Below are 24786 nucleotides of genomic sequence, written 5' to 3' on the forward strand. Positions count from 1 at the left end.
TAAGCATGTTAAAATCATTATTTATTTCAAAAGAAGAGGCATTCCACATTTGTGATAAATCACAATATAAGGAATCATCATTATGGGAAAAGATGAAACTTATGTTTCGCTGTCTGTTTTGTCGCACCACCCGCCACTACGTGGACCGTAACACCAAATTAACACAAGCCATTGCATCTTCTAAAGTAGAATGTTTAAAGCACAGTGAGCGCGAACTTTTAGAGGCGCAATTAAAAAAGCACCTAAAAAATAAAGTGCAGCAGCAACCATAATATAGGCACACTTTCTACCCAAAAAGAACTGTAATAGTCCTTCCTGTTCTTATTGGAGAACGCAATAAACAGAACCGTTACAAAAGTAATTGTTAAGGTTAGTAAGATGAGTTTTAGAGTTAGTGTTTCTTTCACGAATTCTAACATAAAAAACACCATTGCTAATGCAACACCAATAATTTTCGTGTTCTTTACCCCAATTTTCTGCGGAATGGTTGCTAATTTTAAGCTGTCATATTTCAAATCTCTAATCTCGAACGGCAACATGAGCAACATCACCAATATAAAACGCTGAACCGCCGTAATCCAAACGTCCATATTAAAAATAGCATCCTTATTTAGTACAGGAAGCAAGACCGTTACGCCGGCCCAAACCAAGGCAATCACATATACTTTTAATCCGCCGATATTTCTAAGGTTCCGACCTTTATCCATAAATAAATGCCGCGGTAAAAATGGAATGGCATATAAAAAGGTGACTGCGGCAAAAACGGCAATATAAACTAAGGTCTGATACTCCAATTGCAACGCAAACCACAGCATTAACAAGAAGCAAAAGAATGAAAATACCTGAATAATTTTCAACCATTTTGCCAAGCTTCGGTGGTGGAATTTCGCCAAACCAAAATACTTTACAAAATTATAACCTGTAATTGTGGAGAAAAACACGAAGCATAACAACGGCCAATCGGGTCCTAATTGGAGTTCCAAAAGTGTTACGTACGTCATTGAAAGCACCGCTAAGGCCACGTGGAAACTACTGTTGATATAAAAATCAAATAAAGACCTCAAACGCTTCATCTTACAAAAATAAGCATTGTGTTAATAAGACTTTCAATTGGTTAAAAACTTTAGATTTAGTTAACTAAAAATGGTCATTATTTCCGTAAATTCGCGCTTCAAAACACAACTATATTGTAATGAATACAAACGCTTTTGCTCTTCGACATATTGGTCCTGATGAAAACGACCAAAATCAGATGCTCAAAACCATTGGAGTTGACAGTTTAGATCAACTTATTTCTGAAACTGTTCCTGATGATATCCGATTGAAAAACGGATTGAATCTTGACGAACCAATGACGGAATATGAGTATATCAACCACGTTCTTGAACTTTCAAAAAAGAACAAAATCTTCAAATCTTATATCGGTTTAGGCTACCACCCTACTATTGTACCTGCTGTAATTCAGCGTAACGTACTTGAAAATCCGGGATGGTATACTGCTTACACTCCTTACCAAGCGGAAATTGCGCAAGGGAGATTGGAAGCTCTTTTAAATTTCCAAACCATGGTTACGGATTTAACCGGAATGGAAATTGCCAACGCATCTTTACTTGATGAAAGTACTGCAGCTGCGGAAGCTATGAGCTTATTGTTCGCAGTTCGTGATCGTGATCAAAAGAAAAATAACGTCAATAAATTTTTCGTTTCTGACGCTATTTTGCCTCAAACATTATCATTGTTAATGACAAGATCAACACCAATCGGTATTGAATTGGTTGTTGGTAATAAAGACGAATTTGACTTCTCATCAGAATTTTTTGGTGCAATCCTACAATATCCTGGAAAAGACGGATTGGTGAGCGACATTAAATCGTTTATAGAAAAAGCAAATGCCAACCAAATTAAAGTAGCGGTTGCTGCTGATATTTTGAGTTTGGTAAAATTAGAAGCTCCAGGTAAATTTGGTGCTGATGTAGTTGTTGGAACAACGCAACGTTTCGGAATTCCTATGGGTTACGGTGGTCCACACGCAGCATATTTTGCAACAAAAGAAGCTTACAAACGCGATTTGCCAGGTCGTATTATTGGTGTTACAAAAGATATGAACGGCAACAGAGCATTACGTATGGCGTTGCAAACACGTGAGCAACACATTAAACGTGACAAAGCAACTTCAAACATTTGTACTGCACAGGTGCTATTAGCGGTTATGGCTAGTATGTATGCGGTTTATCATGGGCCAAAAGGCTTAACATTTATTGCAGACAAAGTACACAATACAGCATCTAGCGTTGCAAAAGCCTTGACACAATTAGGATATAAGCAAAAGAATACTTCATTTTTTGACACCATCAAAATTGAAGCGAATGCAGAAAACATCAAAAAGATTGCAGAACGTCATGAAGTGAATTTCTTCTATCCAAATGCGGATACGGTAACGATCTCTATCAACCAAACCACGTCTTTGCAAGATGCTAATAAAATCATTGCCATTTTTGCTGAGAACCGTGAGAAAGAAACCATCACCCTTACAGCTATTGAGGATGCTAATAACATCAATGCAGACTTACAACGTCAAACAGAATTCTTGACTTTAGACGTGTTCAACAAGCACCATTCTGAAACTGAATTGATGCGTTATATCAAAATGTTGGAGCGTAAGGATTTGTCTTTGAACCACTCTATGATTGCTTTGGGTTCTTGTACGATGAAACTTAACGCTGCTGCAGAAATGTTACCGTTAAGTTGGCCAAATTGGGGAAGTATTCACCCATTCTGTCCTATTGAACAAGCTGAAGGTTACCAAATTGTATTAAAAGCTCTTGAAGAACAACTGACTGAAATCACAGGTTTTGCAGGTACTTCATTACAACCAAATTCTGGTGCTCAAGGTGAGTTTGCAGGATTAATGGTGATAAAAGCATATCACGAATCTCGCAACGAAGGACACCGTAATATTTGTTTAATTCCATCATCAGCTCACGGTACAAACCCTGCGAGTGCAGTTATGGCCGGGATGAAAGTTGTGGTTACCAAATCTACGGAAGAAGGTAACATTGACGTTGATGATTTACGTGAAAAAGCGATTAAGCATAAAGATAATTTATCTTGTTTGATGGTTACTTATCCATCAACACACGGTGTTTACGAATCTGCAATTAAAGAAATTACTCAAATTATTCATGACAACGGTGGCCAAGTTTATATGGACGGCGCTAACATGAATGCACAAGTTGGTTTGACTAATCCAGGTAATATTGGAGCAGATGTATGCCATCTTAATTTACATAAAACGTTTGCCATTCCTCACGGTGGTGGCGGACCAGGTGTTGGCCCAATATGTGTGGCTGAACAATTAGTTCCATTTTTACCAGGCAATCCATTAATTAAAACTGGAGGAGACCAAGCAATTACGGCTATCTCAGCAGCACCATTTGGTTCATCTTTGGTGTGTTTAATCTCTTATGGTTACATCAAAATGTTAGGCGCTGAAGGCTTAACAAAAGCGACAACCACTGCTATTTTGAATGCCAACTACATCAAGCAACGTCTGCAAGGTCATTTTGACACGTTATATTCAGGAGAACGTGGTCGCGCAGCTCATGAGATGATTGTAGATTGTCGTCCATTTAAAGAAAATGGAATTGAGGTGACTGATATTGCAAAACGTTTGATGGATTACGGATTCCATGCACCAACTGTTTCTTTCCCAGTGGCAGGAACATTGATGATTGAACCTACTGAAAGTGAAAGCAAAGAGGAAATGGATCGTTTTTGTGATGCCTTGATTTCTATCAAAAAAGAAATAGACAATGCTTCGAAAGATGATGTTCAGAACGTTCTTAAAAACGCACCACATACTTTAGCAATGCTTACTGCTGATCAGTGGGATTTCCCATATTCTAGAGAAACGGCAGCATATCCATTAGATTATATCGCAGAAAACAAGTTTTGGCCAAGCGTTAGACGTGTTGACGATGCATATGGCGACAGGAATTTAATATGTACCTGTGCTCCTATTGAAGACTATATGGAAGCTTAATTTTGCTATCTACTACTATCATAAAGCGCTCTTTAATCTATTTAATGGGCGCTTTATTATTGATTTATATTTGAAGTATGGTTTTTTTTTATAATTTGGCAAAAATCGCTAAAAATCATCCTAATTAGCCATACGCAAAACGAATATTAAGTACATTAGAGAATTGAATAAATTTCAAAGAAAATGACAATAAAGATTACTGGCACCGGTAGCTACATCCCTGAAAGTATTGAAAAAAATGAAGCCTTTCATAATCATCAATTTCTAAATGTTGACGGTTCGAACATTACACAACCTAATCCTGTGATCATTGAAAAATTCAAGGCCATTACAGGTATTAACGAACGCCGCTATGCTTTTGATCATTTAACCTCATCTGATCTCGCATTTTTTGCGGCTGAAAAGGCCATTGCCAATTCCAACATTGATCCTGAAGAATTGGATTATATTATCATGGCTCATAATTTTGGTGATGTAAAACACAATACAATTCAGACTGATGTATTGCCATGTTTAGCCTCCAGAGTTAAACACAGTTTACGTATTAAGAATCCGAAATGTGTGGCTTATGATATTCTTTTTGGATGTCCAGGGTGGATTGAAGGTGTCATTCAAGCCAATGCCTTTATAAAAGCGGGTATTGCTAAAAAATGCTTGGTAATTGGGTCTGAAACTTTATCTCGTGTAGTTGATAAACACGATCGTGATTCCATGATTTATAGTGATGGTGCTGGCGCGACGGTTATTGAAGCTACAGATGATGAAGGCGGTATTTTAGCACATGAAACGGGCAGCTATACCTATGATGAAGCGTATTACCTGTTTTTTGGAAACTCTTACAATAAAGACTTATGCCCTGATACGCGTTACATCAAAATGGACGGGCGTAAAATCTACGAATTTGCATTAAAGCATGTGCCTTTAGCTATGAAAACTTGTTTAGATAAAGCTAATTTAGACATTACTGATCTTAAAAAGATATTCATCCATCAAGCCAATGAAAAGATGGACGAGGCCATATTAAAACGTTTCTACAAACTTTATAACGCTGAAATCCCTGAAGGCATCATGCCAATGAGTATTCAGGAATTAGGTAACAGTTCTGTCGCTACCATTCCTACTCTTTTTGATTTGGTGAGAAATAACAAATTAGAGAACCAAAACTTGAATAAAGGCGATATTATTATGTTCGCCAGTGTTGGTGGCGGGATGCATATTAATGCGATAGTTTATCAATACTAAAATGAATATTGGTGTTGTTGTAGACAATGAATTTGATCACGATCATCGTGTTCAAAAGGAAATCCGTATGCTACAACAGGAGGGCCATAGCATTTCTGTGCTCTGTTTCGATTTTAAAAAAACCTATAAAAGTTATCCTGATCTAAATGTAAAACGGGTTCGTATTCCTAGAAAAGTTCGAGATCTATTAGTGCTTTTGAGTACGAATTTCAGCTTTTACGAGGCTTTATGGCAAAAACATATCGCTGAATTTATCAAAGAAAACAATCTGGACGTTTTACATGCTCACGATTTATATTTAGCAAAAGCCGCTAGAAAAGGCATCCAACAATCCAAACGCGCTATTCCGTTAACTTTAGATTTACATGAAAACTATCCTGCCGCAATCAACTCTTATGAATGGGCGATAAAAGGATGGCGAAAACATGTGGTACAACCTAAAAAATGGTATCAAAAGGAAGGCGACTATTTAGGGTATGCAGACAAACTCATTGTTTTAAGCGATTCTTTTAAAGACGATTTAATTAAACGATTTCCTTTTTTAAACCCTGAGAATATTTTCGTGCATCCTAATATGCCCGATTTTGAAAGTTATCAAGACTTTGAAAAAACGGATTATTCGGTAGATTTTGAATCAGATCTTCCCACTTTATTTTATTTTGGGGTAGTTGCGAAGCGCAGGGGCATTATGGATATTTTGCCTTGGATTATTGAACTATTGGAAGAAGGCACCAAATTCCACACTCTTATTATTGGCCCTACCGATAAAGCAGATAAAGCAACTTTTCAAAGCTTTATTGATCATCCCGTTTTAAAAGATTACATCACATATATACCGTGGTCAGACGTGAACTATCTGCCTGCGTATTTAAAGAAAATCACCATTGGTTTAGCACCTTTTCAGGTGAATGCACAGCACGATTCCGGTGTGGCCAACAAATTATTTCAATACATGTATGGGGAAATCCCAATATTGGCTACAAAGTGCAAAGCACAACAGCAGCTCATTGAGGATTCAGAATGTGGCTTACTCTATGACACCAAAACCGAATTTAAGTCTGCCGTAAAACAACTCATCGAAAGTGAGTCTTTACGAAAACAACTTGGTGCTAACGGCAAGAAGAAATTGCTCGAACTTTATCAGGATAAAGCAGATCGGCAATTTTTAAAAATCTACCAATAGGCTAATTAAATTTCCAACCTTTATAGTCGGCCGAAGCTTCTAATCGATCTTCAAGTGAATCTTCCAATGCCGGAAAGAAATCAATTCCGGTTAAAACCTCAACAGAATCTACAGGAACCACAAAATTATATAGCGGCTCATTAGAATCTTTATGAGGCATCAAAAATGCAATCATTTTATTATGTGTAGCATCAAAAAGCACTTTATAAAACTGATTAGGCACTGCTACCTTTTCATTTCCTATCGTTTCCATGTCGCCTTTTAAAACCCCGCCAGTGACGACAAAAACGCCGTCATACTTTTTAGCCCATCGACGTACCTGTTGCTCCAAGTCATTCCAAATTCCCGAATTAAAATCGTGAACTTGGGGAGATATGTTACTGGTCAAGAACGTTTCGTCATGTGCTTCCTTACTATAATTTTTATCTCCCGCAGGAACCAAATGCCCGCGATCATATCCAGAGTTTTTATAATTGCGCCAACTTGCCGCACCGGTTTTTACCGCCTGATCAACTTCAAAATAAGGACGCTCAAATTTAGATCTTGAAAGGTGGGATTTCTTAAGTTCATAAGCTACCCATTCCGCCTGTTCATGTGGTTCACTATAGGAAAGCGAATACCCATTATGATGAACAACCTGTCCCGTTGTACTTGTGGGCAGGAAGAAAGTTCTTGTATCCGACTTAACGCGTTCGCCTTCTTGAACTAACTCTGTAACTTCTTTTTGATTTAGGAAATGCTCATAGCCGTAAACTCCTAAAACTAGAAGTAACGCGACAAATCCGTAAACTTTTCTTTTTCTCAAAACTAATCTAATACAAATTCTAATGGTTGACCTGTAGCTGCATTCGGGAAGCTAATACCCAAAATTGCAGAAATTGTAGGTGCAATATCAGTGATATGTGTTTTTTGATACGTACTTCCTTGTTTGATACCATGGCCAAAGAATAGCAGTGGTACGTGTGTATCGTAATTAAATGAAGAGCCATGCGTAGAGCCCGTTTGGCTATAAGAAATTACGGCCGGATCAAGCACATAGATAACATCTCCAGAACGCTTCTGGTTATAGCCATTCTGAATCAACTCTTCAATTCCTGTTGTAAAAGAAGTCTGCGACATTGAAATACCTGAGTATGCTTTATCAATATGGGTATATGCTATAATTTCATTCACGATGGCTTTCTGAACATTTTCAAGCTCAATCCCCATTTCAGAAATTTTAGCTCTGTTTAAGAAAATTTGATTATTGCTGATGGTTTCAACAAGTTCCTCTGATTTATATTTCTCTTTTAAAAACGCGTATAATTTTTCTTTAAATACTCTCCCATCAAAATATCCTGACGGAATATTCACACTTGTCAAATATGCAGGCACTTCCACCGCAGCATGGTCTGCCGTAAGAAAAACAGTGTAATTACCCTTTCCTACTTTCGCATCCAAACCTTTAAACAAACGCTCTAAATCCTTATCAAGACGCAAATATGTGTCTTGAACTTCTTTAGAATTCACACCAAAATTATGACCTACATAATCTGGACTGGAATAACTGATGGCCAAAACATCAGTAAACTCATCCTTTCCTAACGCCTCACCATCAATTGCAGCCAATGCAAAATCAGTAGTAATACTGTTTCCAAATGGCGTCGCTTTAAGAATATCAAAATTGCCATTTTTAGTCTTTATCGCCATTAAATCATAAGGAAACGTAGCAGTTTCTTTTCCATTAAAACCACCTTCAAAAGTGTTTTCATCAGGACCACTCTCAGTATACGTCTTAATGTCATATAAAGTGTTCCACTCCTTCAAGTAAGACTGAACCTGGTTTGAGGCATTGAATTTTGTAACCCATTGCGGCAATTCAGTCATATAATACGTACTTGTAATCCATTGTCCTTCATCAGCACCATGAAACCAATACGCAGCATTTGCAGTATGACCCGCAGGAAGAATAGCACCTCTATCTTTAAGCGCAATACCGATGGTTTTCCCTCTCATTTGCGTAAAAAGCCTGTTTTCATCAGTAAATGTGGTTGTTTTCATTCTTCGTGGCGACATTTGCCCAGCAGCATCTGTAGTACCTACAGACTGCACTGTGTCGTCACCTGCACAGTAGACAGATTGTTTAATCTCTTTGTCGTACCAGTTATTACCGATGATACCATGATATTTTGGAGTCGTTCCCGTATATACTGATGTATGCCCAGGACCTGTATAAGTAGGGACGTAATTAAAGTGATTATTTTGACAATTAAAGCCTTCATTTATCATGCGCTTAAAGCCACCATAACCATATTTATCATTAAAACGGGTTAAATAATCATAACGCATTTGGTCCACAACAATGCCTACAATTAATTTTGGTTGCGCATTAATAGTAGTACCTTTGTTGGTCTTGTTTTTAGAATTCTGTTGTTGCGCTTGAAAAGTAGACACAAAAAGAAGGGTAAGAATAATGCTGGAAATAATCGCTTTCATTTTAATCTGGTTAGGTTTAAATTTCAAAAATACAGCTTTTTAAAATATCAAAAATTTAAATAAAGGTTAAATACAACACAGTTTTTTTTACTTTAGCAGTAATAAAATTTAATATGAGCTACCTACATAATATTGGTCAATATTTTTTGATGATAAAGGCAATGTTCCGCAAACCAACAAAGTGGTCTGTGATGCGCCATCTTATTTTTAAGGATATTGATGATTTGATCATTAACTCCATAGGTATTGTATCTTTTATAGCATTTTTTGTTGGTGGCGTTGTTACCATTCAGACTGCTTTGAACATGACCAATCCGCTAATTCCAAAAACTCTAGTAGGTTTTGCAACACGACAGTCGGTTATTTTGGAATTCGCCCCTACTTTTATCTCCATTATTATGGCGGGAAAAGTTGGATCGTTCATCACCTCGAGTATTGGAACTATGCGGGTAACTGAACAAATTGATGCTTTAGAAGTTATGGGAATTAATGCCATAAACTATTTGGTGTTTCCAAAATTTGTGGCCTTAATGCTTTATCCATTTTTGATTTCTATTGCTATGTTTCTAGGAATCTTAGGGGGAATGGCGGCTTGTGTTTTTGGAGGCTTCGCTTCGTTAGATGATTATATTGCAGGAATCCAAATGGACTTTATTCCTTTTCACATGTTCTATGCATTTGTTAAGACCTTTGTTTTTGCTTTTTTATTAGCAACTATTCCTTCCTATCATGGCTTTTTCATGAAAGGTGGCGCCTTAGAAGTGGGTAAAGCGAGTACCACATCCTTTGTTTGGACGAGTGTGGCTATTATCCTATTAAACTATATTTTAACCCAAATGATGCTAAGCTAATGATTGAAGTAAAAAACATCCATAAATCCTTTGGTGATGCTAAAATCTTAAAAGGCATTTCAACCACGTTCGACAAAGGTAAAACAAACCTTATTATTGGTCAGAGTGGATCTGGAAAGACTGTATTTTTAAAGACATTGCTTGGCTTATTTACGCCAGATCAAGGAACCATTTCTTATGACGGAAAAGATTATTCTGATTTGACTTCTGACGAGAAAAGCGAATTAAGAGCAAAAATGGGAATGGTATTTCAAGGCAGTGCTCTTTTCGATTCCATGACTATTGCTGAGAATGTCAAATTTCCGTTGCGCATGTTTACGAAACAAAGCAAAAGCGAAATGGAAGATCGGGTCGATCTTGTATTAAAAAGAGTCAATCTTGATGATGCACATAACAAACTCCCTAGTGAAGCCTCAGGAGGAATGCAAAAACGGGTCGCAATTGCCAGAGCTATTGTTAACCAACCAAAATATTTATTTTGTGATGAGCCTAACTCAGGACTAGACCCGAGAACGGCAACGGTTATTGATAATCTTATTCAGGAAATCACCCAAGAATATGATATTACAACCATCATCAACACACATGATATGAACTCTGTAATGGAAATTGGGGAGAAGATTGTGTTTTTAAAAGATGGTCTTAAAGAGTGGGAAGGAACAAATAAAAATATTTTTAAAACCGATAACGAAGCGGTTACCGGTTTTGTGTATTCGTCAGATTTATTTAAACGCGTCCAAAAAATGTATTTGGACGAAGATTTATAGTCCGTTATTTCGCTTACACATTTATATTGGATAACCTATCGTTGGCGCTTTACAACCAATGAGTCCATCTTATATTTTTGCTTTAACCAACGTTCAAGCTTTGCTTGTTCTTTGTTAATTTCATCCTCCTTAACTTTCTTATTCCATTGTACAGTAAACTCTGCGATGGTATCCAGCTTTTTAAAGTTAGATGAAATCACGCTGGAATAGGACAGTCTATCGATATTTTCATAGTTGATTTTAACCTCTTTGGTCAAGTCTTCAAAAGGAATTTGAAGCGCTTCGTATTTTGCAAGCTTTCTAACTTTATCCTCCAAAAACACAATCTTTTGACTTTGAGACAATAAGTCTAACGAATCGCGATAGCGTAATTGCGACATGTATCTCAAGTTATCCATGTTCTTAGATCGATTCTGATTGAATATCAACTTCGCATTTGCAAGAGCAGGATAATCATTTAGGCGACTTCTTAAAACGGAAATTGTAGTTTCCGGAATTTGATCCAATCCAAAGCTGTTAAATTCCAAAACAGAAGGCTCCCCTTTTACATTCGAAAACCTAGGAACGGCATTAGATTTAATATAATCCGCATGCGGCAAGCCTTCCAATTCATTTTTTATAAAAGCGCGTGCTTCATTTTCAAACTTACTTTGTTTCCAAACATCTATAAAAGTTATCATAGCAGGAATCATTACGACGATAGCAACAATTGTAGCAATTCTAGAAGTGCGTTTACGCTTTGCAGAATTAGCGTATTTCAACATTGGGAACCCTAATATTTTCACAACGATAAACGTCGCCAACGCTATAAAAATAGTATTGATGGTAAACAAGTACATGGCACCAAAAAAGTAAGGGAAATTACCTTTTGCCAATCCGTAACCCGCAGTACATAAAGGTGGCATTAACGCTGTTGCAATGGCAACACCAAAAATAACAGAAGCGATGGTTCCTTTCTTGGTTCTGGCAATTATTAATGCCAATCCGCCAAAAAATGCAATCATCACGTCGCGAATATCTGGTTTTACACGTCCTAATAATTCTGATGTATCCTCACTTAATGGAAAGAATTTAAAGAATAAAAAAGCCGTAGTCAAACTCAAAACAATCATAATGACCAAATTGACCAAGGATCGTTTTAAAGTATCAATATCATTGATGGCAATAGAAAGTCCAACCCCCAAAATCGGCCCCATTAAGGGAGAAATTAACATGGCTCCAATAACAACAGCGGTAGAATTGGCATTCAACCCGATTGATGCCACAAAAATGGAGCAAATAAGAATCCAAGCGGTTGCACCTTTAAATGGGATATCACCTTTTATGGCGGCTAAAGTTGCATCTCTATCAGTGTCTTCGCGGAAATCCAACAATTCACTGAAAAAGGTTTTAATACTTACCCATAAACCTTTAGCGTCCTTTTTGACAGCTTCTTTAGAGGCTTCTACAGCCTTATCCTGTTCTTTTGCTTTTTCTTCCTCTGAAAAATTGAACTTATTTTCTTCCATCAATTCAATTATTGTTTTTTATAGCGTCGCCTTAATTGCCTAAATTAATAAAAAGGAGATTTTAAATATCGAAAAAGTTAACCGTAATTTTCTCCAAATTCTTTCTTAACCTTTTGAAGTACGGTCTTAATATCCTGCTCTTTTGATTTAGGAAATATAAGCAAAACTTCGTCCTTGTCTACAATGATATAATCCTTTAAACCGTCTATAACAACGATTTTATCACCTTTGGTTCTGATCATATTACCAGAAGCATCTTCGGTCAACGTTCTCGCATTTACCACAGCATTCTGATTTTGATCTTTACCAAGTTTATCATACAGACTACCCCACGTTCCTAAATCATTCCAATCAAATTCTGCAGGCAGCACAAACACATTATCTGAGGTTTCCATAATGGCATAATCCACTGAAATGTTTTCCGATTTCCCGTAATTCTCTGCAATAAACAGCTCTTCGTCGTCAGTATTATAAATATTGATTCCCTTTTCGAATAATTCAAATAATTCTGGCTGATGAAACTGGAAGGCATTAATTACACTTTTGGCGCTCCACATGAAGATTCCGGCATTCCATAAAAAATTGCCTTGATTGATAAACGCCTTGGCAGTGTTATAATCCGGCTTTTCCCTAAATTGTTGCACCGGTTTTATAGCGTCACTTGAAGATTGGTCGTATTCAATATATCCATAACCTGTATTTGGAAATGTTGGCTGAATACCCAAAGTCATTAAGACATCATTGGTTTCGCAAAACTGAAAAGCTTGTTGAACATTTTGGGTAAATTTCTCTTCATCTTCAATCCAATGATCACTCGGCGCAACGATCATCACCGCATCTGGATTCTCCTTTTGGATTTTCAAAGAAGCATATAAAATACAAGGTGCTGTATTGCGCATTGCAGGTTCTAACAATACTTGTCGTTCTGTGACTTCAGGCAATTGCTGAAACACTAAATCTTTATAAATAGCGTTTGTAAGAATAAAAATATTCTCTTTAGGGATCAACTTCGACAGTCGTTGAAAGGTTTTTTGAATTAAGGTATCTCCAGTTCCCAACATATCATGAAACTGTTTTGGAAAATCCTGCGTACTTACAGGCCAAAACCGCGATCCTACTCCTCCTGCCATTAAAATGGCGTAATAATTACTGTTCATTCTATCTATTTTTTATCCCTTACAGGACAATAAGTTATTAATTTTTAAATTGAAATATCGAATTGGTGCTAAAACCCAGTCCCAATAAATGTAACTACTCTGACTGCAAACTTTTCACCAATTCTACTTCCGCATTCGGATTAAAAAGGTACAGTTTTCCTGATGCAACCTCAACCCCTTCATAACGCGTTCGTCTTTTAACTCCCTTTCGGAAAACGCGTCCATTATAGAGTTTAAACTCACTTCCCAACGGAACCTCAAAAATATAGGTTTTATCGTTAGGAGGATCAAATTGTTTCAAGGCTAATGCTAATTTAACATCCGTATCACTACTCGCCTTGGGGTTTTTGAAATGTCGGGCCAACAACGGCAATAAATCATTAGGGAATACATTCGGATTTAAGAAGGGTAACATTAATCTTTGAAAAGTATGCTTCCACTCCTTCCCATGTGGTTTAATGTATCTTCCATAACTGTTAAAAGCTTCAAAATGTGCAATTTCATGAATCAAAGTTATCAAAAACTGATAGTGGTTTAAGTTGGAATTGATCGTAATTTGATGCTTGTTATTTGGTAATTTCCTGTAATCTCCATGCCTGGTCTTACGCTCATTCTTGATTTTAACCACCAAATTATCATGCTTTAAAAGCTCTATAACACCAGGAATTGCCTGATGCGGAATGTATTCTTGAAGCGTATTGTGCATAGTGGCAAAAATACGGGATTTAGGTATAATCTGTAAAGATTTTCGTAATTTTAGATAACAAATAGTTACCAAAAAATCAAAGCTAGCTTACTACGCTTTGAATATGTTTAACAACGTCTGATTTAGGATATAATAAACTAGCCTAGAATCAGATAAACATAGACATTTCAAATAAAAACTAATACTATATGGCGTTTATAGACTATTACAAGATATTGGGTATTGATAAATCGGCCACTACAGCAGAAATTAAGAAAGCCTACCGAAAATTAGCACGTAAATACCACCCTGACGTCAACCCTAACGACAAAGCTGCTGAAAAGAAATTCAAGGAGATTAATGAAGCCAATGAAGTTTTGAGCGATGCAGATAAACGTAAAAAATATGACAAGTATGGTAAAGATTGGGAACATGGCGAAGCCTATGAACAGGCACAGCGCCAACAACAATCCCAACGTCAGTATCAACAACAAGGTTCAGGGAATTTTGGCGGCGGTAATTTCTCAGATAGTGACTTTTCAGATTTCTTTGAATCTATGTTTGGGGGCGGAGGCGCTTCACGAGGACGCGGAAGAAGTGCAGGTTTTAGGGGACAGGATTACAATGCGGAATTGCAGTTGGACTTAAGAGATGTTTACGAAACTCACAAAAGAGTGCTCACCGTCAACGGAAAAAACATTAGGCTAACCATTCCTGCTGGTGTTGAAAATGGTCAAGTTATAAAGATCAGCGGAAAAGGCGGCCCGGGCGTAAATGGTGGTCCGCATGGCGATTTGCTGATTCAATTTAACATCAGTAACAGTACAAAATTTAAAAGAGATGGCGCTAACTTATACAGTACAGAAGCCATTGATCTTTACACTGCCATTTTAGGAGGTGATGTAACTGTAGATACCTTTGATGGCAAGGTAAAACTAAAAATAAAACCAGAAACACAAAGTGGTACTAAAGTGAAGCTTAAAGGCAAAGGTTTTCCTGTTTACAAAAAAGAAGGGCATTTTGGCGACCTTTATATCACCTATGAAATTGCGATGCCTACCAACCTTACTTCCAAAGAAAAAGAACTGTTCGCGCAACTTAAAAACTTACGATCATGAGCACAGAAACTTATATCCCATTAGAAACATTGTGTACTTACTATAAAGTGGAAACCTCGTTTTTTCAGGGTTTGAATGATTACGGTCTGATTGAAATAACCACCATTGAGCATGCGCCATGCATCCATCATAATCACATCAAGAACCTGGAATCTATGGTGCGCTTGCATCAGGATTTACATATAAACTTTGAAGGCATTGACACCGTGATGAATCTTTTACAGAAAATCAATAGTCTGCAGGAGGAATTAATCGCTACAAAAAATAGATTACGGATCTTCGAAGAATAATCTTGAGCAGATTTTTCACTTATTATTCTTCAAGCCTACTTCATCAAAAGACTTACAAACTTATCGTTTCTTATGTAACGAAAACCCTTCATTTTTTCTACTCGATTATAATTGGTACTCTTCAGAGTTATTCCTGGCTCTTAATCAATCACCTCACTATTCGTAAATATTTCCTTCTGAAATAAAAATGCTTAAAACAACTTTTCAAGCACTTTTGACAACTTTCCATTTTTTCAATTTTCACAATCCATTTAGTATAACCTTTTGAACCGATAGCGGTTAGGAACCTCCTTATATGTGCATTTTAAAAAACTTACAATCGCATAATAGTAACATGATATTTATCATTATTTAAGCTTTAGTTAATGCTCAACTTTGCAGTATAATTATAAAATCACACTATTATGACAACTACTAAAAAATACCTTAGACCACTTTGGAGCTTATTAATTTTGTTCTTATTCGCTACACCACAAATTTATGCTCAAACGTATACTCTAAATAATTCAGCATCTAAACTTACAGTATCTGGAACTTCCAGTTTACATGATTGGGATCTTGATGCCGAGCAACAAAAAGGACAACTAGTTTTAAACAGTGCTACCGAAATGAGCATTGAAAAACTAACGCTTCAGGTGACTGCTGAAAGCCTGAAAAGTGGTAAAAGCGCCATGGACAAAAACACTTATAAAGCTTTAGACACTAAAAAACACAGCACCATAACATTTCAACTCACTGAAGTCAAAAACATTAAAGCTTCAGGAGCTGACAACTATAAAGTGGACGTTGTAGGAAACCTCACTATTGCTGGCGTAACCAAGAAACAACAGATCAGTTTAGACATGCATGCAACTGCAAATAAAGTGACTTTAAAAGGCAAAAAAGCATTCAACATGAGTGACTTTGGAATTGATCCTCCTAAAGCACTGTTGGGAACTATTACCACCGGAGATCAAGTAACTATTACATTTCATACCATTTTAAACAAATAACAACCAGAACACTAAATAAACCCATACTATGAGAACACTAATTAAAAACTCAGCAATTGCTTTTGTACTTCTTGCAGGAGTTACTACTTACGCTCAAAAAGACAACAGAAGTATTGACAACTATAGAGAGCCAAACAAAAACGGAATTAATGTATTTGAGGCCGTTAAGGACACCACTTCAACTTTTGAAAATGTAAAAGTCAGAATCGGCGGCTCGTCTACCCTTCAATTTCAAGCCATTGACCACGAAAATTCTGGCGCAGTTGAGCTGATTAAAATTGGATCAAACTTTAATCTTGCAACCGCAAATCTTGATTTAGATGTGGCATTGTATGATGGTATTAGAATGCATTTACGTACATACTTATCTTCTCGTCACCATCCAGAACCATACGTAAAAGGTGGATATTTTCAGATTGACAAACTAGACTTTATCAAAGAAGGGTTTATGGAAGATATCATGAAGTACACCACAATTAAAGTTGGACACATGGAAAACAACTACGGTGATGCACATTTTAGAAGAACTGATAACGCACAAGCAATCTATAACCCATTTGTAGGAAACTTAATTATGGATTCTTTTACAACTGAAGTAGGTGCCGAAGTGTACTACCAACGTAATGGGTTTATTGGAATGCTAGGGTTTGCAAATGGTAAATTGAATCAGGCTGTGGATTATCCTGATACTGGAGGCGCTTCCTTCTTGGCAAAATTAGGCTATGACAAACAAATTAATGAAGATTTAAGATTCCGACTAACAGGATCTATATATAATACAGGCAAAGTTGCTACATCATATCTTTACAGTGCTGACAGAGCTGGTTCTAGATATTACTTAGTTCTTGAACCAACAGGATCAAAAACATCTAGCGCATTCAGATCTGGGCGTTACAACCCGAATCTACAGAATAAAATCACTGCCATTATGTTCAACCCGTTCGTAAAATATAAAGGCTTGGAATTCTTCGGAACCATTGAATCTTCAAATGGCAAAGGAAAAGCTGAACTTGAAGAAAGAACAGCAAACCAATTTGCGGGAGAATTAATCTACAGATTTGGAAACGACGAGAACTTCTTCTTAGGCGGACGTTACAACAAAGTAGATGCAGAGGATATTAGTGGAAGTGATATTGAAATCTCTAGAGTTCAATTGGGTGCTGGATGGTTTATGACCAAAAACATTCTTCTAAAAGCTGAATATGTGAACCAAAAATATGACGGATTTGGTAACGGAAGCATCTTTGACGAAGGTAAGTTCAACGGACTAATGGCTGAGGCTGTAATTAGTTTCTAATACAACAAGACTAGTTACAATTAGCAAACCTCAATTTTTTAGTCGACCACTAAATAATTGAGGTTTGTTTTTTAATAAATATATTGCAAACGTAAAATTCGAGAACGATGAAAAGATTACTCTATTTGTTACCCTTGCTGGTTTTAGTTTCCTTTACTAAGTTAGAAACAGGAACTAACAGCACATCTGTCCGCATCACGCCTCAAAGTAAATTACACATTAAAGGCACTAGTAACGTTACTGATTTTACCTGTCAATACAATATCAAAAACCTCAACGCACCTATTCGCATCCATTACGAAAGCGCTGATAATGTTATCAAATTTGAAAAATCAGAATTAATTTTAGAAAATTCAGGTTTTGATTGTGGTGGAAAAGGCATCAACAGAGATTTTCAGGATTTATTAAAATCAGATACTTATCCTGAAATTACGCTGAGTTTAAAACAAATTAAACTCAACCCCAACAAAAAAAATACTGCAGACGCTTCCATTGAAATAGAAATTGCCGGACAAAAACACACGTATCATATGGCAACAAAATTCCATCAGAATAATGGTTGGCATATTTCTGGTTTATTGAAATTGAACATTAATGATTTTGATCTTGAAGCTCCTAAAAAAATGCTCGGTCTTATCGTCGTTTCAGAAGAAATTGAAATCAATTTCAAATTGGTGGTTGAAGAATGTTAGTTGTAAGCAATATCAATAAATATTAAAAGCATGATTGCCATTCCGCAATCATACTCAAATCATCTTCCGACTTCTTAATTGTTAGTTTTTACTTCCGTTAGCTTAGCTAGCGAAAATGCTCCAATAGCCATAACAATATCTCTCACTGCAACATCCAAATAGGAGCCAATTAATATTAACGTTAAGGCGATTAATACCAACCAGAGCGACACCAGATACGCTCCAAATTGGGTCTTTGTAAACAGCAAAACTCCTGCAACTACTTCAATTACCCCAACAATCATCATAAAAACTGAAGGTTCAAATGGCAGCATAGCAGCCATACCATCTGATAGATACTGCGACCAATTGGTCAATATATTGGTGAATTTATCTAATCCCGCTACTATCGGAACAAGTCCGAAAGTGTATTTCAAAAGGGTTTTTACGAACTGTACATTTGATTCCATGATTCCTAAGTTTTAACATTACTATAATCTTTTGATAGGAATCCAGTAAAAAGGATACAAAATGTTGTAACTTTTTAATGTTTTAGCCATCTAAAGCTAAAATCATGGTATCATGGAAGCACTACACCTCAACAATTTCAACCGTCATACAATAACAGAACCCGAAATTATCAGACGGATTCTATCCGGAGAAAAAGAACTTTTTGAAATTCTAGTCCGGAGAAACAACCAAAAACTGTTTCGAGTAATCAGAAGTTATTTAAAGGATGAAGCAGAGATTGCTGACATCATGCAAAACAGCTATATAAAGGCATATACCAAGCTTTATCAATTCAAACTTGAAGCCTCATTTTCAACTTGGCTCATACGCATTGCTATTAACGAAGCTTTAGCAAGACTAAAGGAAAAAGGGAAAGTTTACCATATTAATGAGCAAACTGAGCGTCTGAACAAAAATAGCATCTTAGAAATACCTGATAATAAGCAATTGAATCCACAGCAAAAAATGATACACAAAGAAGCTAAACTCCTGTTGGAAAACGCCATTGATCAATTAGACACCAAATACAGCGTTGTTTATATGATGCGGGAAGTAGAAGACATGAGCATGCAAGAGATTGCAACTGCTTTAGATTTGACTTTGGCTAATGTGAAAGTGCGTTTGCATCGATCAAAAGTGATGTTAAAAAACAAACTCTTTGAAATTTCAAGCGATAAAGAAATTTTCGAATTTGGAAACAGCAAATGTGATCGGATCACGGAATATGTGATGCAGAATATTTAATTCAGACAGAGATTAACCAGACAATTAGCGTTCGCCTATCATCTTTAAAAGTTCAGACATAGTATTAAAGGTTCGTGTAGCCTGCCCTTTTAGTTCATTATGATAGTCATGTGCTGTATATCCAAACACGTCAAAGCCACCATTTTTGGCAGCAGTTACGCCTGTTAAGCTATCTTCAATTACCACACATTCGTCCGGTTGAAACCCCATAGTTTCCGCAGCCCATAAAAACACACCCGGATCAGGTTTCCATCTTTTTATGGTGAAGCAACTAAAAATACGGTCTTCAAAATGTGGCAGTAACCCGGTGAGCTCCAAATTCAATCTGATTTTATTTTCTGGTCCACTAGACGCTACACAAAAAGGAAGTGTCAATTGCTCCAAAACTTCAGTAACACCCTCTACTGGTTTAATATTATTTTTGAACGATTCAAAACTGCGCGTTCTGAAATTTGGAATAAAATCATCAGGCAACCGTTCGGGAATTAAGTCTGCAATTAGTTCCAGACACCGGTGAATGGAAGCACCTTTAAAGTTTTTAAGGGCATATTCCAAATTGATATTGGCTCCCAGTTCATTTGCCATATCTACCATAACTTGGTTGGCAATAGACTCACTATCTACCAATACGCCATCGCAATCAAAAATAACACACTTATATTGGGACATTTCTAAGGTGTAGAATTTGAAACTTGAAGCAACTTCCCATTAAAAAACTTTTGTCCTTTTAATGAAAAATCAACAATATAATCGGCTATTTCTTCTGGTGTGATTGGTGCTTTATATCCAGGAAAAGCTTCTTCCAACATTTCGGTTTGAACCGCTCCTAATGCTAACACATTAAACGAAATACCAGAATCTTTATATTCTTCGGCAAGCAATTCCGTTAAGGTAATCACCGCTGCTTTACTAGAACTATATGCCGCAAGCCCAGCAAACTTCATACTTCCTTGAACACCACCCATTGAACTCATGGTTACAACATGACTGTTTTTAATCATATAAGGAATTAAAAGTCGTGTCAATTCAGCCATTCCAAATACGTTGGTACGGTACACCTCTTCAAAATCGCTGACCGTGGTTTTTGCAAAAGGCTTATTTAACACCAATCCGGCATTATTGATTAACACGTCCACATGTTTCCAATGTTCAGAAATATGATTTTCCACTTTCTGATAGGCTTCAGCGTCGCCTAAATCAAAACAAAAAGCAGTTACATTTTTCAATTTCAAGGCTTTTACAGGAATATCATTTCTAGACAATGCCAAAACTTGATGTCCTTGCTTTGCGAATAATTTCACCAATTCGAAACCTATGCCTCTACTTGTACCTGTAATAACGATATGCTTACTCATTCATTTTAATTTCTGGGGTTGTTGTATTGCTCATGGTTTCAAAGGCAGGAATTAACCTGTTTACCAAATCGGCCATAAATTCATAATCCATTTTGTCGGCTTCATCACCAACTTTATGGTAATGGTCAAAATTAGTAAAATCGAAGGTAGAAATAGCATGTGCGGGCTTGTTAAAAGCTTTAAAAAATGAATAATTATCAGAGCGATAAAACAACTGGAATTCTTTGGCTTTTGGCAACAATCCTAATAAGTTATAATCTACGTATGCATTCATCTTCGGTGCCATATTAGATAGATCATACCCAGTAAAATAGGCCATATATGCTTTATCAACCATTGGGATTCCAATCATTTCAAAATTAATCATGGTATAAAGATTAATATTCTGTTCTTTTAATCGTGCTGCCAAATGCTTAGACCCTAATAAGCCCATTTCTTCGCCAGAATATAGTGTAAAAAGTATGCTGCGCTTATTATTCTTCTTAGTCGCGAAGTATCGCGCCATGGCTAAAACAGCCGCAACACCCGTAGCATCATCATTTGCACCATTGGCAATCGAGTCCCCTTCTACGGCTTTTATAATACCAACATGGTCATAATGCGCACCAAGAATAATAATTTCATCTTTCAAAACTGGATCGCTGCCTTCAATGAAGCCCACAACATTGTAAGCATCTAAACCCTTTGCCTTATAATGATCGCGATAGGTTTCAAAATACGGTTTCACATTATAAGACTTTAATTTGTTCTCAATATAAGTGGCGGCTTTTTCAATGCCTTCTGAACCTGTTGCGCGACCTTCCAATTCGTCAGACGCCAAATAGTAGACGCTTTCTTTAAGTTCATCACTAGTGACAAAATCTAAGGACTTTGCCATTGCTGTATGTTCAACAACTGCAAGATCTTTAATACCGGAGTTAGGAGATTCCTGAATTTTGCTTTTACAGGACAGGCATACTAAAAGGACACCAAAAAAGAGACTATTTTTCATACGATTTTTATATTTGATTGAAAGGTAAAAAAAATCCTGCTTCTTACATAGAAACAGGATTTTACTTTTGTTATATCAATCCCTGCTTGGGGATGGTTTTGGATTATACCAACATCGTTACCGGATTTTCAATAAACCCTCTTAAGGTTTGAAGGAATTCCGCTCCAGTTGCACCATCAACCGTTCTGTGGTCACATGCTAATGAAAGTTTCATGGTATGGCCAACAACGATTTGTCCATTTTTTACCACAGGCTTCTCAATAATAGCGCCTACAGATAAAATTGCAGAGTTTGGCTGGTTAATGATTGATGTAAAACTTTCGATACCAAACATTCCTAAGTTAGAAACTGTAAACGTACTACCTTCCATTTCTTGAGGTGTCAATTTCTTGTTTCTTGAACGTTTTGCGAAATCTTTAACAGCCGCTCCAATTTGAGGTAAACTTTGCTCATTAGCAAACTTAACAACCGGCACCACCAATCCGTCTTCAACAGCCACTGCTACACCAATATGTACGTGATTGTTTAAGCGCATTTTATCAGCAAACCATTGCGAATTTACTTGAGGATGTAATTTCAATGCCAAGGCACATGCCTTAACAATCATATCATTGTATGAAATTTTTGTATCTGGAATAGAATTAAATTGCTCTCTAAAAGCAATCGCATTGGTCATATCCAACTCTACGTTCAAATAGTAATGTGGCGCAGTAAATTTAGATTCAGCCAAACGTTTTGCAATCACTTTACGCATTTGCGAGTTCGGTTTCTCATCAAAATCTTCTTGTCCAGTAGGTACAAATTTACCAGCAGTTGCAGGTGAACTTGCGCCAGGAGTAAAGTTTTCAATATCACGCTTAATCACACGACCGTTTTCTCCCGATCCTTTTACTTCCGCTAAGTTGATTCCTTTTTCTTCCGCTATTTTTTTAGCTAATGGAGATACAAAAATACGACTCGTATCTGAGCTTGAAGATGCTGTAGAAACAGACGATTCTTTCTTTTCTTCTTTTGCAGGCGCACTTACTACTTCTTTCTTAGGAGCGTCTGCAGACTCAGCCTTTTTAGGAGCTTCCTCTTTTTTCTCAGAACCTTCTGATTTGAAATTCTTCGCAATTGCTTTCCCATCCGTTCCTTCAGGGCCGATAATCGCTAATAAAGAATCAACTTTTGCTGATTCGCCTTCTTGCAATCCAATATAAAGTAGGGTTCCAGATTGGAAGGATTCAAATTCCATCGTTGCTTTATCCGTTTCGATTTCAGCAAGGATATCTCCTTCTTCAACTTTATCGCCTTCTTTTTTAAGCCAAGTTGCTACAGTTCCTTCTTCCATGGTATCACTCAAACGTGGCATGGTAACAACTGTAACGCCTTCTGGCAATTCATTAGAAGTTTCTTCTTTTAGAGTTTCTTCCTTAGGAGTTTCTTCTTTATCAGAATCAGATGATTCAGCCTCAGCAGGTGCTTCAGCTTCTGATGTTTCTTCTTTTTTATCTGAACCACCACCATTAATCAAAGCAGAAATGTCTTCACCTTCTTCTCCAATAATAGCTAATAATTCATCTACTTTGGTAGTTTCACCTTCTTGAATACCAATATATAGCAATGTACCTTCATGAAAAGATTCAAACTCCATTGTGGCTTTATCGGTTTCAATTTCAGCCAAAATATCGCCTTCCTCTATCTTATCTCCAACTTTTTTTAACCACGTTGCCACGGTTCCTTCTTCCATGGTATCACTTAAACGTGGCATATTTATTACTTCTGCCATAGCTTATATTTTGTGTTGTATAAATGGATAATCTTGTTGGTCATAAACCACATCATACATAACGTTCTTATCTGGATAAGGAGATTCGTCAGCGAATTTTTCACATTCCGCAACAAGTTCCTTAACGCGTTTATCGATTACCTTAAGATCTTCTTCAGTAGCGTATTTTTCTTCAAGAATAATATCTTTTACCTGAGTGATAGGATCTATTTTTTGATACTCAGCAACCTCATCTTTAGTTCTATAATGTTGCGCATCACTCATTGAGTGACCTCTGTATCGGTATGTTTTTAACTCTAAGAATGTAGGTCCATCTCCACGTCTTGCACGTTGAATAGCTTCATCAAAAGCTTCAGCAACTTTTACAGGATTCATTCCGTCTACTGGTCCGCAAGGCATTTCATACCCTAAACCAAGTTTCCAAATATCTGTATGGTTTGCCGTACGAGCTACTGAAGTTCCCATAGCATATCCGTTGTTTTCACAAACAAATACTACAGGTAGTTTCCACAACATGGCCAAATTGAATGCTTCATGCAAAGAACCTTGACGTGCGGCACCATCACCAAAACAACAAAGTGTCACAGCATCACTACCGTTATATTTGTCGCCAAAAGCAAGACCAGCACCTAAAGGAATCTGACCTCCTACAATTCCGTGACCACCATAAAAACGATGCTCTTTAGAAAAAATATGCATTGAACCACCAAGACCTTGGGAAGTTCCCGTAGCCTTACCATATAATTCAGCCATAACACGCTTAGGATCTTCTCCCATACCAATAGGTTGCACGTGATTACGATAAGCGGTAATCATCTTATCTTTAGTCAGGTCCATGGCGTGCAAAGCACCTGCCAATATAGCTTCCTGTCCATTATACAAGTGAAGAAAACCTCTTACTTTTTGTTGAATATACACTGCAGCAAGTTTGTCTTCAAACTTTCTCCAGAACAACATGTCTTCATACCATTTGAGGTAAACCTCTTTTGTTATTTTTTGCATTCGAAATAATTTCTAAAAAATTAAATACATCATTAAGTTTAGAGAACCGTTCATCCCAACTCGCGTGGAAATAGTCCAGCTCTCCATTTTTGGTTCGTTTTCAAACTCGCAAAAATTGTTCGTCACTAAACGATT

24 protein-coding genes are annotated in these 24786 nt (G+C 36.9%); 12 read left to right on the forward strand and 12 right to left on the reverse strand.

Annotated features, from left to right (window positions below):
• Window positions 1–5: 5 nt before the first annotated feature.
• Window positions 6–272 carry a hypothetical protein gene (locus tag Q0947_RS14500; RefSeq protein WP_299399331.1) on the forward strand — a complete coding sequence of 89 codons (267 nt, stop codon included), beginning with the start codon at window positions 6–8 and terminating at the stop codon, window positions 270–272.
• On the opposite strand, the gene Q0947_RS14505 is transcribed toward Q0947_RS14500, so the two are convergent.
• Entirely contained in the window at window positions 243–1001 is a 759-nt protein-coding gene (locus Q0947_RS14505; RefSeq protein ID WP_299399334.1) for a hypothetical protein, read from the reverse strand. The genes Q0947_RS14500 and Q0947_RS14505 overlap by 30 nt on opposite strands.
• A 191-nt stretch (window positions 1002–1192) precedes the next feature.
• On the opposite strand from Q0947_RS14505, the gene gcvP reads away from it, so the two are divergent.
• The 3 genes from gcvP to Q0947_RS14520 all read left to right on the forward strand — a co-directional run bounded on the left by gcvP (window position 1193) and on the right by Q0947_RS14520 (window position 6467).
• A complete protein-coding gene (gcvP, locus tag Q0947_RS14510) occupies window positions 1193–4042 on the forward strand; it encodes an aminomethyl-transferring glycine dehydrogenase (protein ID WP_299399338.1) in 2850 nt (949 codons plus the stop codon).
• A gap of 183 nt (window positions 4043–4225) precedes the next feature.
• A complete protein-coding gene (locus Q0947_RS14515) occupies window positions 4226–5284 on the forward strand; it encodes a 3-oxoacyl-ACP synthase III family protein (RefSeq protein ID WP_299399343.1) in 1059 nt (352 codons plus the stop codon).
• A 1-nt stretch (window position 5285) separates the two neighbouring features.
• Entirely contained in the window at window positions 5286–6467 is a 1182-nt protein-coding gene (locus Q0947_RS14520) for a glycosyltransferase family 4 protein (protein ID WP_299399348.1), read from the forward strand.
• Between the two features lies 1 nt (window position 6468).
• Here the strand turns inward: Q0947_RS14520 and Q0947_RS14525 are convergent, their stop codons facing one another.
• Together Q0947_RS14525 and pafA are read right to left on the reverse strand one after the other, a co-directional pair.
• On the reverse strand, window positions 6469–7272 hold the full coding sequence (locus Q0947_RS14525; RefSeq protein WP_299399352.1) for a DNA/RNA non-specific endonuclease: 804 nt from the start codon (window positions 7270–7272) through the stop codon (window positions 6469–6471).
• Window positions 7273–7274: 2 nt separating this feature from the next.
• Window positions 7275–8942, reverse strand: coding sequence for an alkaline phosphatase PafA (pafA, locus tag Q0947_RS14530; protein WP_299399354.1), 1668 nt, complete (start codon window positions 8940–8942; stop codon window positions 7275–7277).
• Window positions 8943–9055: 113 nt separating this feature from the next.
• Here pafA and Q0947_RS14535 point away from each other — a divergent pair, with 113 nt between their 5' ends.
• Together Q0947_RS14535 and Q0947_RS14540 are read left to right on the forward strand one after the other, a co-directional pair.
• A complete protein-coding gene (locus tag Q0947_RS14535) occupies window positions 9056–9793 on the forward strand; it encodes an ABC transporter permease (protein WP_299399358.1) in 738 nt (245 codons plus the stop codon).
• Window positions 9793–10560 carry an ATP-binding cassette domain-containing protein gene (locus Q0947_RS14540; protein ID WP_299399361.1) on the forward strand — a complete coding sequence of 256 codons (768 nt, stop codon included), beginning with the start codon at window positions 9793–9795 and terminating at the stop codon, window positions 10558–10560. The genes Q0947_RS14535 and Q0947_RS14540 overlap by 1 nt, the downstream gene beginning before the upstream one ends.
• 35 nt (window positions 10561–10595) lie before the next feature.
• On the opposite strand, the gene Q0947_RS14545 is transcribed toward Q0947_RS14540, so the two are convergent.
• The 3 genes from Q0947_RS14545 to Q0947_RS14555 form a co-directional block, all read right to left on the reverse strand.
• Window positions 10596–12068, reverse strand: coding sequence for a DUF389 domain-containing protein (locus Q0947_RS14545; RefSeq protein ID WP_299399364.1), 1473 nt, complete (start codon window positions 12066–12068; stop codon window positions 10596–10598).
• Between the two features lie 77 nt (window positions 12069–12145).
• Complete coding sequence (locus Q0947_RS14550) at window positions 12146–13225, reverse strand: mannose-1-phosphate guanylyltransferase (RefSeq protein ID WP_299399369.1); 1080 nt, start codon at window positions 13223–13225, stop codon at window positions 12146–12148.
• 94 nt (window positions 13226–13319) lie between these two features.
• Window positions 13320–13931 (reverse strand): SprT-like domain-containing protein, encoded by a 612-nt coding sequence (locus Q0947_RS14555; protein WP_299399373.1) that lies wholly within the window; start codon window positions 13929–13931, stop codon window positions 13320–13322.
• Window positions 13932–14119: 188 nt separating this feature from the next.
• Between Q0947_RS14555 and Q0947_RS14560 the strand changes: the two genes are divergently transcribed.
• From Q0947_RS14560 to Q0947_RS14580, 5 genes are all read left to right on the forward strand, one after another.
• Window positions 14120–15028: a J domain-containing protein gene (locus Q0947_RS14560; RefSeq protein WP_299399376.1), complete on the forward strand. Its 909-nt coding sequence runs from the start codon at window positions 14120–14122 to the stop codon at window positions 15026–15028.
• A complete protein-coding gene (locus tag Q0947_RS14565; protein ID WP_299399380.1) occupies window positions 15025–15318 on the forward strand; it encodes a chaperone modulator CbpM in 294 nt (97 codons plus the stop codon). Before Q0947_RS14560 ends, Q0947_RS14565 begins: the two co-directional genes overlap by 4 nt.
• A 404-nt stretch (window positions 15319–15722) precedes the next feature.
• Window positions 15723–16310, forward strand: a complete 588-nt coding sequence (locus Q0947_RS14570) for a YceI family protein (protein WP_299399384.1) — start codon at window positions 15723–15725, stop codon at window positions 16308–16310.
• A gap of 28 nt (window positions 16311–16338) precedes the next feature.
• Window positions 16339–17607 carry a hypothetical protein gene (locus Q0947_RS14575; RefSeq protein ID WP_299399389.1) on the forward strand — a complete coding sequence of 423 codons (1269 nt, stop codon included), beginning with the start codon at window positions 16339–16341 and terminating at the stop codon, window positions 17605–17607.
• A 107-nt stretch (window positions 17608–17714) separates the two neighbouring features.
• The gene (locus tag Q0947_RS14580) at window positions 17715–18299 is read left to right on the forward strand and encodes a YceI family protein (RefSeq protein ID WP_299399392.1); all 585 of its coding nucleotides are present in this window, start codon (window positions 17715–17717) and stop codon (window positions 18297–18299) included.
• A gap of 74 nt (window positions 18300–18373) precedes the next feature.
• Here the strand turns inward: Q0947_RS14580 and Q0947_RS14585 are convergent, their stop codons facing one another.
• Window positions 18374–18748, reverse strand: a complete 375-nt coding sequence (locus Q0947_RS14585; protein WP_299399395.1) for a DoxX family membrane protein — start codon at window positions 18746–18748, stop codon at window positions 18374–18376.
• Window positions 18749–18860: 112 nt separating this feature from the next.
• Here Q0947_RS14585 and Q0947_RS14590 point away from each other — a divergent pair, with 112 nt between their 5' ends.
• On the forward strand, window positions 18861–19532 hold the full coding sequence (locus Q0947_RS14590) for an RNA polymerase sigma factor (RefSeq protein WP_299399398.1): 672 nt from the start codon (window positions 18861–18863) through the stop codon (window positions 19530–19532).
• A gap of 24 nt (window positions 19533–19556) precedes the next feature.
• Here Q0947_RS14590 and Q0947_RS14595 read toward each other — a convergent pair whose 3' ends face one another.
• The 5 genes from Q0947_RS14595 to pdhA all read right to left on the reverse strand — a co-directional run bounded on the left by Q0947_RS14595 (window position 19557) and on the right by pdhA (window position 24651).
• On the reverse strand, window positions 19557–20201 hold the full coding sequence (locus Q0947_RS14595; RefSeq protein ID WP_299399402.1) for an HAD family hydrolase: 645 nt from the start codon (window positions 20199–20201) through the stop codon (window positions 19557–19559).
• A gap of 2 nt (window positions 20202–20203) precedes the next feature.
• Window positions 20204–20887, reverse strand: a complete 684-nt coding sequence (locus Q0947_RS14600; protein ID WP_299399404.1) for an SDR family oxidoreductase — start codon at window positions 20885–20887, stop codon at window positions 20204–20206.
• A complete protein-coding gene (locus tag Q0947_RS14605; RefSeq protein WP_299399409.1) occupies window positions 20880–21878 on the reverse strand; it encodes a M20/M25/M40 family metallo-hydrolase in 999 nt (332 codons plus the stop codon). Before Q0947_RS14605 ends, Q0947_RS14600 begins: the two co-directional genes overlap by 8 nt.
• A gap of 103 nt (window positions 21879–21981) precedes the next feature.
• Window positions 21982–23649, reverse strand: a complete 1668-nt coding sequence (locus Q0947_RS14610; RefSeq protein WP_299399413.1) for a pyruvate dehydrogenase complex dihydrolipoamide acetyltransferase — start codon at window positions 23647–23649, stop codon at window positions 21982–21984.
• A gap of 3 nt (window positions 23650–23652) precedes the next feature.
• On the reverse strand, window positions 23653–24651 hold the full coding sequence (pdhA, locus tag Q0947_RS14615) for a pyruvate dehydrogenase (acetyl-transferring) E1 component subunit alpha (RefSeq protein WP_299399417.1): 999 nt from the start codon (window positions 24649–24651) through the stop codon (window positions 23653–23655).
• Between the last annotated feature and the right edge of the window lie 135 nt (window positions 24652–24786).

This window comes from uncultured Gelidibacter sp. (assembly GCF_947500795.1).
In the GTDB taxonomy this organism is placed as follows: Bacteria; Bacteroidota; Bacteroidia; order Flavobacteriales; family Flavobacteriaceae; genus Gelidibacter.

Excerpts from the sequence above, each read along its gene's own strand:
- Q0947_RS14500 (WP_299399331.1), top strand. The coding sequence starts at position 6 with ATGTTAAAATCATTATTTATTTCAAAAGAAGAGGCATTCCACATTTGT.
- Q0947_RS14505 (WP_299399334.1), bottom strand. The coding sequence starts at position 1,001 with ATGACGTACGTAACACTTTTGGAACTCCAATTAGGACCCGATTGGCCG.
- gcvP (WP_299399338.1), top strand. The coding sequence starts at position 1,193 with ATGAATACAAACGCTTTTGCTCTTCGACATATTGGTCCTGATGAAAAC.
- Q0947_RS14515 (WP_299399343.1), top strand. The coding sequence starts at position 4,226 with ATGACAATAAAGATTACTGGCACCGGTAGCTACATCCCTGAAAGTATT.
- Q0947_RS14520 (WP_299399348.1), top strand. The coding sequence starts at position 5,286 with ATGAATATTGGTGTTGTTGTAGACAATGAATTTGATCACGATCATCGT.
- pafA (WP_299399354.1), bottom strand. The coding sequence starts at position 8,942 with ATGAAAGCGATTATTTCCAGCATTATTCTTACCCTTCTTTTTGTGTCT.
- Q0947_RS14535 (WP_299399358.1), top strand. The coding sequence starts at position 9,056 with ATGAGCTACCTACATAATATTGGTCAATATTTTTTGATGATAAAGGCA.
- Q0947_RS14540 (WP_299399361.1), top strand. The coding sequence starts at position 9,793 with ATGATTGAAGTAAAAAACATCCATAAATCCTTTGGTGATGCTAAAATC.
- Q0947_RS14545 (WP_299399364.1), bottom strand. The coding sequence starts at position 12,068 with ATGGAAGAAAATAAGTTCAATTTTTCAGAGGAAGAAAAAGCAAAAGAA.
- Q0947_RS14550 (WP_299399369.1), bottom strand. The coding sequence starts at position 13,225 with ATGAACAGTAATTATTACGCCATTTTAATGGCAGGAGGAGTAGGATCG.
- Q0947_RS14555 (WP_299399373.1), bottom strand. The coding sequence starts at position 13,931 with ATGCACAATACGCTTCAAGAATACATTCCGCATCAGGCAATTCCTGGT.
- Q0947_RS14560 (WP_299399376.1), top strand. The coding sequence starts at position 14,120 with ATGGCGTTTATAGACTATTACAAGATATTGGGTATTGATAAATCGGCC.
- Q0947_RS14565 (WP_299399380.1), top strand. The coding sequence starts at position 15,025 with ATGAGCACAGAAACTTATATCCCATTAGAAACATTGTGTACTTACTAT.
- Q0947_RS14570 (WP_299399384.1), top strand. The coding sequence starts at position 15,723 with ATGACAACTACTAAAAAATACCTTAGACCACTTTGGAGCTTATTAATT.
- Q0947_RS14575 (WP_299399389.1), top strand. The coding sequence starts at position 16,339 with ATGAGAACACTAATTAAAAACTCAGCAATTGCTTTTGTACTTCTTGCA.
- Q0947_RS14580 (WP_299399392.1), top strand. The coding sequence starts at position 17,715 with ATGAAAAGATTACTCTATTTGTTACCCTTGCTGGTTTTAGTTTCCTTT.
- Q0947_RS14585 (WP_299399395.1), bottom strand. The coding sequence starts at position 18,748 with ATGGAATCAAATGTACAGTTCGTAAAAACCCTTTTGAAATACACTTTC.
- Q0947_RS14590 (WP_299399398.1), top strand. The coding sequence starts at position 18,861 with ATGGAAGCACTACACCTCAACAATTTCAACCGTCATACAATAACAGAA.
- Q0947_RS14595 (WP_299399402.1), bottom strand. The coding sequence starts at position 20,201 with ATGTCCCAATATAAGTGTGTTATTTTTGATTGCGATGGCGTATTGGTA.
- Q0947_RS14600 (WP_299399404.1), bottom strand. The coding sequence starts at position 20,887 with ATGAGTAAGCATATCGTTATTACAGGTACAAGTAGAGGCATAGGTTTC.
- Q0947_RS14605 (WP_299399409.1), bottom strand. The coding sequence starts at position 21,878 with ATGAAAAATAGTCTCTTTTTTGGTGTCCTTTTAGTATGCCTGTCCTGT.
- Q0947_RS14610 (WP_299399413.1), bottom strand. The coding sequence starts at position 23,649 with ATGGCAGAAGTAATAAATATGCCACGTTTAAGTGATACCATGGAAGAA.
- pdhA (WP_299399417.1), bottom strand. The coding sequence starts at position 24,651 with ATGCAAAAAATAACAAAAGAGGTTTACCTCAAATGGTATGAAGACATG.